This window comes from Spiroplasma endosymbiont of Polydrusus cervinus (assembly GCF_964019755.1).
GTDB lineage: Bacteria > Bacillota_I > Bacilli_A > Mycoplasmatales > Mycoplasmataceae > Spiroplasma.
In genome coordinates this window covers 191,702-204,055 of record NZ_OZ026469.1, presented here as the reverse complement: position 1 = coordinate 204,055, position 12,354 = coordinate 191,702, and the positions used below count along the sequence as shown (strand labels likewise).

At 26.8% G+C, this 12,354-nt stretch carries 13 protein-coding genes and 2 pseudogenes; 8 read left to right on the top strand and 7 right to left on the bottom strand.

Annotated elements, in window-relative coordinates; translation table 4 throughout:
* The first annotated feature begins 48 nt into the window (after window positions 1-48).
* From AACK78_RS01165 to groL, 3 genes are all read left to right on the top strand, one after another.
* Entirely contained in the window at window positions 49-153 is a 105-nt protein-coding gene (locus AACK78_RS01165; RefSeq protein WP_338955776.1) for a lipoprotein, read from the top strand.
* Window positions 154-430: 277 nt separating this feature from the next.
* Entirely contained in the window at window positions 431-706 is a 276-nt protein-coding gene (locus AACK78_RS01160; RefSeq protein WP_338955775.1) for a hypothetical protein, read from the top strand.
* Window positions 707-727: 21 nt separating this feature from the next.
* On the top strand, window positions 728-2,341 hold the full coding sequence (gene groL, locus AACK78_RS01155; RefSeq protein ID WP_338955773.1) for a chaperonin GroEL: 1,614 nt from the start codon (window positions 728-730) through the stop codon (window positions 2,339-2,341).
* A gap of 172 nt (window positions 2,342-2,513) precedes the next feature.
* Here groL and miaA read toward each other — a convergent pair whose 3' ends face one another.
* Together miaA and AACK78_RS01145 are read right to left on the bottom strand one after the other, a co-directional pair.
* Entirely contained in the window at window positions 2,514-3,431 is a 918-nt protein-coding gene (gene miaA / locus AACK78_RS01150) for a tRNA (adenosine(37)-N6)-dimethylallyltransferase MiaA (protein ID WP_338955771.1), read from the bottom strand.
* Between the two features lie 125 nt (window positions 3,432-3,556).
* A complete protein-coding gene (locus AACK78_RS01145; protein WP_338955769.1) occupies window positions 3,557-4,120 on the bottom strand; it encodes a DDE-type integrase/transposase/recombinase in 564 nt (187 codons plus the stop codon).
* A 497-nt stretch (window positions 4,121-4,617) separates the two neighbouring features.
* Here AACK78_RS01145 and AACK78_RS01140 point away from each other — a divergent pair, with 497 nt between their 5' ends.
* The 4 genes and pseudogenes from AACK78_RS01140 (at window position 4,618) to AACK78_RS01130 (ending at window position 5,742) form a co-directional block, all read left to right on the top strand.
* Window positions 4,618-4,881 (top strand): transposase family protein, encoded by a 264-nt coding sequence (locus AACK78_RS01140; protein WP_338954390.1) that lies wholly within the window; start codon window positions 4,618-4,620, stop codon window positions 4,879-4,881.
* A gap of 197 nt (window positions 4,882-5,078) precedes the next feature.
* A pseudogene (locus AACK78_RS07260) lies at window positions 5,079-5,126 on the top strand (hypothetical protein); the annotation flags it as partial.
* Between the two features lie 15 nt (window positions 5,127-5,141).
* Window positions 5,142-5,441 carry a hypothetical protein gene (locus AACK78_RS01135; RefSeq protein ID WP_338955767.1) on the top strand — a complete coding sequence of 100 codons (300 nt, stop codon included), beginning with the start codon at window positions 5,142-5,144 and terminating at the stop codon, window positions 5,439-5,441.
* Window positions 5,425-5,742, top strand: a complete 318-nt coding sequence (locus tag AACK78_RS01130; RefSeq protein ID WP_338955765.1) for an integrase core domain-containing protein — start codon at window positions 5,425-5,427, stop codon at window positions 5,740-5,742. Before AACK78_RS01135 ends, AACK78_RS01130 begins: the two co-directional genes overlap by 17 nt.
* 365 nt (window positions 5,743-6,107) lie before the next feature.
* Here AACK78_RS01130 and ptsP read toward each other — a convergent pair whose 3' ends face one another.
* The gene (gene ptsP / locus AACK78_RS01125; protein WP_338955763.1) at window positions 6,108-7,841 is read right to left on the bottom strand and encodes a phosphoenolpyruvate--protein phosphotransferase; all 1,734 of its coding nucleotides are present in this window, start codon (window positions 7,839-7,841) and stop codon (window positions 6,108-6,110) included.
* A gap of 321 nt (window positions 7,842-8,162) precedes the next feature.
* Between ptsP and AACK78_RS07255 the strand changes: the two are divergent.
* A pseudogene (locus AACK78_RS07255) lies at window positions 8,163-8,375 on the top strand (IS30 family transposase); the annotation flags it as partial.
* 173 nt (window positions 8,376-8,548) lie between these two features.
* On the opposite strand, the gene AACK78_RS01120 reads toward AACK78_RS07255, so the two are convergent.
* The 4 genes from AACK78_RS01120 to AACK78_RS01105 all read right to left on the bottom strand — a co-directional run bounded on the left by AACK78_RS01120 (window position 8,549) and on the right by AACK78_RS01105 (window position 12,267).
* A complete protein-coding gene (locus AACK78_RS01120) occupies window positions 8,549-9,163 on the bottom strand; it encodes a hypothetical protein (RefSeq protein WP_338955761.1) in 615 nt (204 codons plus the stop codon).
* Complete coding sequence (locus AACK78_RS01115) at window positions 9,153-9,758, bottom strand: hypothetical protein (RefSeq protein ID WP_338955759.1); 606 nt, start codon at window positions 9,756-9,758, stop codon at window positions 9,153-9,155. Before AACK78_RS01115 ends, AACK78_RS01120 begins: the two co-directional genes overlap by 11 nt.
* Before the next feature lie 13 nt (window positions 9,759-9,771).
* Window positions 9,772-11,019, bottom strand: a complete 1,248-nt coding sequence (locus AACK78_RS01110) for a hypothetical protein (RefSeq protein ID WP_338955757.1) — start codon at window positions 11,017-11,019, stop codon at window positions 9,772-9,774.
* Window positions 11,020-11,169: 150 nt separating this feature from the next.
* A complete protein-coding gene (locus AACK78_RS01105; protein WP_338955755.1) occupies window positions 11,170-12,267 on the bottom strand; it encodes a nicotinate-nucleotide adenylyltransferase in 1,098 nt (365 codons plus the stop codon).
* Window positions 12,268-12,354: the final 87 nt, after the last annotated feature.

The window sequence follows — 12,354 nt, the reverse complement described above, 5'->3', positions numbered from 1 at the left end:
TTATTGCACATAAAATTATAACATTTTAAATATTTTAGGAGGTAAAGTGTGAAAAAGTTGCTAATTATTTTAGGAGCAATCGGATTAAAAGCAACAAGTACAACATCATTAATTAGTTGCGAAAAACCAAATAATAGTGAAAACGGCGAGTAATAAACCAGAACCCAAACCACAACAACCACCAGTTGAAAGTAATTGAAAGTTAATTGAAAATTGTAAATTACGCGGGATAATTTATTCTTTACTTTTTAATTTCAATATCATTTGCAATCTTATTGACAGTGTATACTGTAAAACTAAATCATAAAAAGTTAATAAAATTATAACAAATTAAAAATACTTGCATTTTTTTCTAAAATTTGTTAAATATATTATTGGCAGTTACATATGCCATTTGCTAATAGTTCATATTAATAAGGAGGGACAAGATATGATCAAACCATTAGGCAAAAATATTGTCTTAGAAAAAGAAGAAAAACAAGAAACATTTATTAATGGAATTTATTTACAAGAAGATGAGAAAAGCAAAAGTCATATTGGGAAAATAATTGCAATTAGTACCGAAATTAGTAAAGATGGAACATTTGAAGGCAAGATGAACAGTAAAGTTCTTTATCGTGAATATGCCGGAACTGAAATTGAATGCAATAATAAAAAATTAGTTGTAATTCCAGCAGATGATATCTTAGGTGTCATTGAAGAATAGGATTCAAGGAGGAATAGAATTATGTCAAAATCAATTAAATTTGCTGAAGAAGCAAGAATGATGTTAATTAATGGAATTAATAAATTAACAGATACAGTGAAAGTTACTTTAGGACCAAAAGGAAAATATGTTTTATTAGAAAAAAATTATGGCTCACCATTAATTACTAATGATGGAGTGACAATTTCAAAAGAAATTGAATTAAGCAATCATTTTGAAAATATGGGGGCTAAATTAGTAGCAGAAGTTGCCAATAAAACAAATGATGTTGCTGGGGACGGAACAACAACGGCGATTGTTTTAACGCAAGCAATTGTGAAAGAAGGCTTAAAAAATATTACGGCAGGGGCTAATGCAGTCGCAGTTCGCAATGGAATTGAAAAAACAGTTAACAAAATTGTTGAGTTATTAAAACAATCTGCTAACCAAATTAAATCAAAAGCAGAAATTGCTCAAGTAGCAAGTGTTAGTTCAAAAGACCCAGAAATTGGTAATTTAATTGCTGAAATTATGGAAAAGGTTGGGAATGATGGGGTTATTACCATTGAAGAATCAAAAACAATTAATACTGAAACAAGTGTAACCGAAGGATTACAATTTGATAAAGGATATTTATCACAATATATGGTAACGGATAGTGAAAAAATGTTAACAGAATTTGATAATCCTTATATTTTAATTACTGATAAAAAGATTAGTAATATGAAAGAAATTTTACCAATTTTAGAAAAAATTGTTGAAGAAGGATGCCCCTTATTAATTATTGCTGATGATGTTGATGGAGATGTTTTACCAACATTGTTATTAAACAAAATGCGTGGTGCTTTTAATATTTGTGTTGTTAAAGCGCCAGAATTTGGTGATAACCGTAAAAAAATATTAGAAGATATTGCTGTATTAGTAAAAGGAAGATTTGTTAGCGCTGATTTAGGAATGGATTTCAAAACATTAACGTTAGCTGATTTAGGAACAGCAAAAAAAGTAATTGTTTCAAAAGATACAACAACACTTGTTGAAGGTAAAGGAACAAAAGCGGAATTAGAGACAAGAAAAGAATTCATTCGAAACCAAATTAAAAGCGAATCATCATCATTTGAGCAAGAGAAATTACAAAAAAGATTAGCAAAACTTGCAGGGGGTGTTGGAATTATTAAAGTTGGAGCTCCAACCGAAACCGAAATGAGAGAGAAAAAATTACGAATTGAAGATGCCTTAAATTCAACAAAAGCAGCAGTAGAAGAAGGAACTGTTGCTGGTGGTGGAACAGCCTTAGTACAGGTTGGGAAAAAATTAGGAGATTTAAAACTAAATGATGAAGAAAAAATAGGATTAAATATTGTGTTGCGGGCAATTGAAGAACCAGTTCGCCAAATTGCCGCTAATGCTGGTGTTGAAGGTTCAGTTATTGTTAATAAATTAAAAGAACAACCAGATAATATTGGGTACAATGCAGCAACAGGCGTATGAGAAGATATGATTAAGGCAGGTATTGTTGATCCCGTAAAAGTAACACGCTATGCTTTACAACATGCAGGGAGTGTTAGTGCCTTATTATTGACAACTGAAGCGATTGTTGTTAATAATGAAGAAGATAGTCAACCAAAAACATCAAGTTATCCTGATTTAGGAATGTAATTAGATTAAAATAAATTAAAAAAGACTAAGTAAGACTGCACCCAAAAAAGTAAGTAAAATAAAAAAAGATTTTGCTAAATTTTTATAGGGGGTGCATTTTATGTGTATACTGTAAATACTAAATCATAAAAAGTTAACTATTAACAATAGTTAACTTTTTATGATTTAGTATTTACAGTATACAATCAAGAATAATTTGTTGGCAAAGATCATTAAATTGTGCATAATGAAATGAATATCAATGAACATTTTTTAATTGATGTTTAAACCATGTTACTTGTTTTTTAGCATAAATCTTATTCGCTTGTACCATTGCATCTAATGTTGCTTCATATGAAAGTTCACCGTTTAAATAACGAACAATTTCCGGACAACCAATAATTTTCATACTTTGCTTGGTTAAATCATAGTCACAATACTCATATGCTGCAGTAACTTCGGCAAACAAACCACGCGCTATTAATTGTAATACCCGGTCATGTAAGCGTTGGTGAAGTTCGATTTTATCGGGTAATAATCCAATAATATATGGCTCAACATACCAGTCATTGTGATGATGATCATTCGATGATTTTAAGGTCCCCGTTTGGAAATAATATTCTAATGCCCGTCAAACTCGTTTGCGATTATTCGGATGAATTTTTGCACTTGCTTGTGGATCAATTGTGGCTAACTTTTCTCATAAAGTATCATTAGAAACTTGCTCATATTTTTTAACCAATTCTAAATCACGCCCCTGATCAGAAAAGCAATAGTTTTTTAATAATGCATTAATATATAAACCACTGCCCCCGACAACAATCGGAAGCTTATTTTTAGCTCACAATTTCTCTAATATTTTACGTCCCTCTTGTTGATAAGTCTTAATTGAATAATTATCTTTTAAATCAACTGTTGATAATAAATGATGTGGAATTCCCGTTTGTTCCGTTGGTGTTATTTTATTGGTGGCAAGATTTAAACCATTAAAAATTTGGGTTGCATCAACATTAACACACTCCCCCCCATGAAATTTTTGGGCAATCTTAATTGATAAGTCAGTCTTACCACTCCCTGTTGGTCCAACAATTAAAATAACTTTTTTACTCACTACCAAAACCTCACTAATCTCACTATCAATTTTAGCGGATAATCTATTTTTTGCAAATTAAAAAACTAACATCAATTTGTGGAATGATACCCAAAAAGTAGACATAAAATAAAAAACATTTGGTATTAATATTCTACACGATATGTTTGTTTAAAATTCATTCATTTATGAATTAAATTAATCATATCGTGTTTTATTTTGATAATATTATTGTAAATATTTTCTTTCTTTAAAATTGAATGAAACCTTTCTATAGCTGCATTATCTAAAGGAATATCTTTTCTTGACATTGATATATGTATTCCAAGATTTTCACAAAATTTATTATATTTAGTGGTTCTATATTGAATTCCTTGATCAGAGTGTAATATTAAACCATTTAATTTTTTATTTTTTACAGCTTTTAAAAGAATATTCATTACTAGCTCTGTATTGTTTTTAAAACCAATTTCATATACAATAATTCTTTTATCATATAAATCAATAATAGTGCTTAAATAAAGAAAATATTTTTGTTTATAAATTTTAATATAAGTAATATCAATAACTCATTTTTTATTAATTTTTTCAGCTCTAAAATTTATTTGTAATAAATTATATTTAGCATCTAATAAATTTTCATAACTACGATCAGTATTTTTTCTGTGAATATGTTTTACTCAATTAGCTCTAATATTATAATTTTTCATTAATTTTAATAATTTTTTATGATTAATAATTCATCCAGCTTCCTTCTCAATAGCAGTTTTTAGTTTCCTATACCCGTAACATTTCTTTTTTTTTCAAAAAATTTTTTAATACTATTTATTTCTTTAAAATCATTTTTATTATTAAATCTTTGTTTATAATAATTAGCACGATTAACATTAAGAATGTTACATAATACTTTTATTGAGTATTTATTTTTATATAAATTAATAAAATTTATTTTATATTTTGTTGTTGTCTTGAGAAGGAAAGGAACTTTTTTTGAATTTTATTTTCTAATCTTAAATATTCAAGCTCACTATAATTTGCCTTATAAATTTTTCTTTCAAAATTTCAATTTTTATTTTTATGTTTATAGTCTAGACTGCACCCAAAAAAAGTAAGTAAAGAAAAAAAGTCTTTGCTCTTTAGACTGCACCCAAAAAAGTAAGTAAAGAAAAAAAGTATTTGCTAAACTTTAAAGGAGGTGCATTTTTATATGGCAAGAAAAGGACAAAAATTTAATAAATATACAGCATATTTTCGAAAAATGATAGTACAAGAGGTTAAAAATAATAGTATAAGTTTTATTGCAAAAAAATATCAAATTAATAAAAAAACTGTTGCTTCATGGTATGAAAATTTTAAGAAAGGAATTTTAAACACCAATAAAGGTCCAAAAGAATCATTTGAAAAAAGAGATTTAAACTATTACAAAGTTAGGTATGAATTACTAAAAAAGCTTCATGACTTTTACAATTAAATAAAAGAAAAATTGTATCTTTTATCAAAGAAAACATTAATAAATATCCACTAAATTTATTACTTGATATAACAGATTTAAAGCGTAGTTATTGAGATAAATATAAAAATTATTCAAGTAATGGTAAGGATAGCGAATCATTAAAAAATATTGTAAAAGTCTATGAAGAAAATTTAAAATAATTTGGTTATCGTCGAATTATCAAATATTTAAAAGAAGATTATGGCATTGTTTATAATGCTAAGAAAGTATTGCGAATTATGAAAGAAAATAATATTCAAGCTGAATATGTAAAGCGTATGCGTAGAAAAATATTAATAAAACAAAATAGAAATAAAAATATAATTAAATATCCTGATTTAGTAAATCGTAATTTTAATGATATTAAAGAAAGATTTTCAATTTTATTTACTGATGTAACTTATTTAATTTGAAATGGTAAAAAACATTATCAATCAACAATACTTGATGGATATACTAAAGAAATTATTGATGTAAAATGATCAAAATTTAATAATAACAAACTTGTAATTGATAATTTAAATGATGCAATTAATTAATAAAATTAAAAAAATAAAAAAAGATCTAAATAAAACAATAATTCATTCAGATCACGGATATCAATATACATCTAAAGATTACAATAGTAAATGTTTAGATAACAAAATTATAATTTCAATGGGTAAAAATTATCATTGTGCAGACAACATTATTATTGAAAGTTTTCATTCATTACTTAAAAAAGGAACAATCCATAATAAAAATTATAAATCTCATAATGAATATATTAATGATGTTAAAAAATGAAATAAATGATATTCAAACCAAAAAGAAAAATATATAATAAATGAAAGTTTGTAAACCTTTTTATTAATACGTACTAAACGGGGTGCAGTCTAGTCTGACTAATAGTATTGCGAGAAATATTATATTTTTCAGCTAAATAATTATAACTACATCCTTATTTTAGATGTTCATTAACAATTTTAATAATTAATTCTTTACTTCTATGAATTTTTTTCATAATAAAATGCCCCCCATTTCTAGTTTACACAAATTTTTTATTTTTGTGTCTACTATATAGGGGGCATTCCATCAATTTGTTATAATTTTATTAACTTTTTATGATTTATTTTTACAGTATACACATTTAAATAATTCATACAAACCACCTATTTAATAAAAAATAACACTATATATAATTATAGTGTTATTTTAACAAAATTTTAAGCGTTTAAAGCAGCTTTTGTTATTTTTTCAACTAATGTTAAAACTTCATCAGCTGTTTCTGCTGCTAATGCTTCTGATACTAATTGTTCCATTGCTGAAACTTCTAATTTACTAATAATGCGACGAGCATTTAAAATTCTTGTTGCTGACATTGAAAAGTAATCTAATTTCATTCCCATTAAAAGTGGAATTGCTTGTTCCTCTCCTGCCATTTCGCCACACATTCCAACTCATTTTCCTTCTTTATGTGCGCCATCAATAATTTTTTTAATTAAGCGTAAAACAGACGGATTATATGGTTGATATAAATATGCCACAAATTGACTCATACGATCAGCTGCCATTGTATATTGAATTAAATCATTAGTTCCGATTGAAAAGAAATCAGCATGTTTAGCAAACTGGTCAGTTATCATTGCTGCTGCTGGAATTTCCATCATCATTCCAATTTCAATATTATCTGAAACTTTATATCCTGCTTTGATTAAAGCGGCTTTTTCCTCTAAAGTAATTTCTTTAGCGGATTTAAATTCATCAATTGTTGCAATCATTGGAAACATAATTCCCATTTTTCCATGCATACTGGCACGTAATAAAGCCCGTAATTGTGTACGGAAAATATCTGTTTTATCCAAGCAAAGACGAATAGCACGATAACCTAAAAATGGGTTCATTTCTTCGGGAAATTTAAAGTACGATAATTTTTTATCGCCCCCAATATCTAATGTTCGAATAATAACTGGTCGTCCTTGCATTCCTTCTAAGACACCTTTATACGCTTCATATTGTTCATCTTCAGTTGGAAAATGATCATTATCCATGTATAAGAATTCACTTCTAAACAGCCCAATTCCTTGGCCACCGTTATCTAAAACCCCTTGAATATCTTTTGGCGCCCCAATATTTCCTTCTAAAACAAATTTTTTATAATCATCTTTGGAAATAGTTGGTTTGTCTTTAAATGCTAATAATTCTTGTTGCAATTGTAAAAAATTTTCTTTTGCGGTTGTTCATTCTTTAACTTCTGCTGTTGTTGGATCTAAGATAACTTCTCCCGTTGTTCCATCAAGCATAATTGTTTCATTATGTTTAACTTGTTTTGTAACATCTTTTAATCCTAAGACAGCTGGAATTTCTAAACTACGCGCCATAATTGCCGCATGACTAGTTCTTCCCCCCATATCACAACTAAATCCTTTAACAAATTTAGGATTTAACTGCGCTGTTTGGGAAGGTGTTAAATCTTCTGCAACAATAATAACTTCTTCATTAATAGTTGCTAAATCTAACACTGGAAAATTTAAAAGGTACTTAATTAAACGGTCCTTTACATCTTTAACATCAGCAGCACGTTCTTTAAAATATGTATCATCCATTCCGGCAAACATTGTAATAAATTTTTGGGTAACTGTATGAATTGCATACGCTGCATTATTGTTATTATTCTTAATCATGTTTTTTGCTTCATCAATCATTGCTGGATCATGCAATATTTCTTTGTGTGCTTCAAAAATGGCCGCTTTCTCTGCCCCTAATTTTTCCAAAGCAATCTTTTGTAATTTTTCAATATCTGTACTTGCTTTTTGCATTGCTGCTTCTAACATTTTAATTTCTTTTGCTGGGTCAAAAACCGTATTATTTGAAATTTCACATTTTGGTTCTTCTAACTTAAAAACTTTTGCAATCGCAATTCCATTACTAGCGCCTATCCCGTGTAGTTTTTTTGACATAATAAAAAATCCTCACTTCTCTTTCTACTAAAACTATTTTTATTATATACCGAAAATGAGGAATTTGTTCCATTTTAAAGTGACTTTTCGTTAGAAAACCACTATTTTTTGTAAAATAAAAAAATATTTCCCCTGTAAATTGTAAATACCAACTTATAAAAAGTTAACTATTAATTTAGTTAACTTTTTATAAGTTAATTTTTAAGTTAATTATAGGCTGTTGAAATTATGCAAATAAAGCAATATTTAATTTTGCGGTCTTAGTGAAAAAGTATGGTAAAGATATTGTTATTAATACTTACTAAACAGGGTGCAGTCTAAACCATAGAAAAACATTTTAAAATAAGAGTTTATTTTTGTGATCCTGGTAAACCTCGCAAGAAAGCATTAGTAGAAAGAATAAATAGAGATATAAGGCGTTGATTGGGTCAAAATGAGCCATTAATTAATATTCGTAGTAGATTAAAATCTATTTTAGATATATTAAATACCACAATTAGACCTTGCTTGGAAAATTTTACATCAAGACAATAATTTAAAAAAATTTTTTTAAATTAAATTAGTGTTTGTTAAGATTAGTAAAATTTATTTTTTGTTGTGTTTAATTTTATAATTTTAAAAATAAATATTAAAAACAATATTTTTAATTTAATATTTTTTGTAATTATTGTTTTTTATTTTTAATTTGTTATAATTCTATTAACTTTTTATGATTTAGTTTTATAGTATACACATGCTTTAAAAATTATTATTGATATTTTAACATCATTTGTTATAAAACAATAAATTTTTTCAGTGGTACTAATGAAAAAACCACGTTGATAAAGTCCATTCCGATTAAAAACACTTGGTAAGGCAAAACTGACATCTTTTAATCAAATTATTACATTTTGATCTTTAGTTTGCCATACTAAACGTTGGTTTGTTACATAAAGTGTTCCGGTCAGGGTTTCCCCACCCCTATTTGTGGTTAAGTTTAAATAACCCGCCAAGTATTCAACATAATATTTATTTTGCATTCGTTGACTTAAATAATAAGCATTTTGGTTAAGTTCTTTTTTCTTAGTGATTTCATAGCCACTAATTGTTGCTTCATAATAACATGTTTCATCTTTTGGCAATTCATATTTAATTTGGACTTCATTTAATGGATCAGTTAACAATGGTTGATTATCATCAATCATCGTTTGTAATTCATGTTTTTTTTGTTTAAAATGCTTAATTTTTTGGTGTTGGAACAAAGCTAAAATAAGCACAATAATGGTAGCACTTCCTAAAATACTGCCAAATAAAATAAAAGCAATTAAATAACTATTGTTCATTTTTTCACACCTTATAAATTAAATATGGTGTTTCTAACCCTTTTACAATGATTATAAAGCACTTTAGTTGCACATATAAATAAAAAAAGCCCTGACATAAGATATTATTAATGCGAAAGATACTTAATTCAAAGTTGTTAATTTGTGTTAACGGTCAAATCGTTGTAATCTCCTCGTTAATAATTAAAATTCGTTGGTTCATAATAAACATATGACCATTTTGAAAAGGAATTTGGACCATTTCTTTAATTTTTTTACCATTTCCATAACCAAGACTAATACCATTTTCAAATGAAATAGTATATTTTGAGTGGGTTTGACCAGCATTCTTTTTCGTTTGCCCTTGGCGATAAGTTGTTACTGAAATATTACTAAAAACCTTTTCACCAGGTTCTAACTTAAATTTAACAGCAATTTCTTGTAAAGGTAAATCTGCTAATTTATTATTAATATATTCTTGATTTTCCATTTCTAATTGTTTATAAATTTCAAAAAAAAGTTGTTGTTTCTTTTGATAAAATCATCATAAAAAACCACTAAATATAATTAATAAACTAAGGAAAAAACCAATTATAATTCATCCTGCAATTGTCATTTTCATTAACTTCCTATTTTAAAATATTAATGCCATTATTAAAATTATTAATAAAAGTTTGCAATATTAATTCTTCTGCCGAATTTCGTGGTTGTTCAAAACGATTATAATAATAAATATTAATTAAATCTTTTGTTTTTTGGTTCAATTTATCATAATATTTTTTATCAATTAAAAAATGGGTTCCTTGGTTAAGGATAATACTTGAAATATAGTTTTCTCATTGTTTTTCTTTTTTATTCTTTTCGTCTCATTCGGCAAAATAAGTATTAAAGATTCGATTATTTTTATGATAAATAAAGTGGACTTCTCCCTTTTTATCCTTATTAACTAATCATGCATATAAAATTTTATTTTGCAAAAAGGGATTATTTGGTGAATTAATTGCTTGAAAAGTAATTGGTGTTAATTGAGCTAATAAGATATCATTAAAAACAAGCGAATGAATTGGCTTTGGTAAAATAATTTTTTTAGTAACATATCTATGTTGTTGATTATCTAAATCATTAAGTAACCGTGATAACTCGAATTGATAAATTAAAGCTAATTTCATCAGACGACGAAGTTTAATCGTTAAAATTACTTGTTCAGCAACACTTAACCCATGATAATAATTAACATATGTTTCATAAAGCTCTTTATGATCAATTAAATTATCATTTATATTCATTAATAATGCTTCTAATTGTGGTGCTAGGACCTTATCTGTTTTAAGATACTCATTAAGATGTTTACGACAAAAAACACTAAAATAATACGCCGTTTTATCATCCTTTGTAGCATCTAAAAATGGTATTTTAATACTTTTAAAAAAATTCTTTGAATGATAACGATTTAAATAATACCTATTTTTACTAATTTCAAGCGGATACAAGTCATATTGGGAAACTTTATTATCACAATCTGGTAAAATACATGTTTGTTTAGCACAATTTTTTAAGGCTTGTTGATAATGTTTTGTTTCTTGTTGCAAATAAAATTCTTTTAAGGTCGAATCCCCCACCGCTTGTAAAATTGAAATATATTCTGTTCGGTTTTTAATTGAACTTAAGACCTTTGGGTTACAACAAACTCCATATTTTTCCTTGCTTAAACAAATACATTCTTCATTATCATCAAAAGTAAAAATTGGGCGATAATGTTGGTGTAAATAATCTAATTGATCATCATCTAAATAATAACTTTTTAATAAAGCATCAAACATCGCTTGTTCTGAGCTTTTTAAACTATCTTCCAGCTGCTTTTCTAATCCTTTTTGCATTGTAAAATAAATCTCCTCTGATTTTATCTTCTAATTATAATTATAAACTTATCTAGTTAATTTTGCTACAAAAAATCGTTTTACTAGAAGTAAAACGCTCAAAAGCAACATATAAATTTTTCCACCATAATTTCAATTACAATTTACACTTTATTTATCCTCTCTCCAATGTTGATAAGTTAATTGAATGTTCTTTCCTAAATGTTCAAGACCATATTGAGCCACTGCTCACTCAAATTGAGCGACTAACAATTCTTGAAATGCTTTTTTTAAATCTTGTTGGGCTAATGTTCGATAATAATCAACCTTCGGATAATCTCGTTCACAACTAATTTTATCAGTAATAAATATTAACATTTCAAACATTGTCATCTGTGGTCAACCAACAGTATGCCACTTAACTGCTGATAAAATTTCTTCATCAGTAAATAATAAATCATATTTTAAATGACAATAACCAGTATAAGAGTGTCACGTTGGCAAGGGCTCTGATAAAAAAGATGGTAAATATTTTGTTAAATACGCCTGTTGTTTTTCTTCTGTTCATTGTTTTGTGATATCATGATAAGTCCCGGCAATTAAAGCTTTTTGCGAATCTAAATGATAAATTAACGCTAATTCTTGTGCTTTTTGACCAACATTTAAACAATGTTGATAACGTTTCGCATCCATATTTTGTTTTAAACGTTCTGGCAAATATAATAAATTATTATTAATATAATTAGTAATCATTGGTAATTGCAAGGCGATATTTTTTCCTTCGCGTAACATTGTTGATGATAAATGTAAATTATCATGAAATGGAATTAAAATTGCTTGATATTGTTTTAAAATTGCTTGATCAATCTTTTTATTTCGCTGAAAAATAATAAAAGTTTGAATTTTTGTTAATGCCTCAATATTATTTCATTTATCTAACGTCGCCAATTGATCAGACCCAATCATAAAATAAAATTGATGGTTAAAAAATTGGTGTTGTAATTTTAAAACAGTATCATAAGTAGTACTAGGCTTTTTATTTTCTAATTCAATTGCATTAATTTTAACATATGGTAAACTACTAACTGCTAAAGTAATCATTGCAAGGCGATCATTAACTGGTGATAGTTTCCGTGTTTTAAACGGATTTTGATTTGTTGGAATAATTCAAATTTCATCAATATCTGTTTTTATTTTAACAAGATTAATCATTGTTAAATGATCAGTATGAAAAGGATCAAAACTACCACCAAATAACGCTATTTTCATCGATTTTTCCGCTCCAATCTAAAATTAAAATAAACAAAAATAAAGGGAAAATTATTCATTTTTATTTTTAATTCCCAACTCAACTAA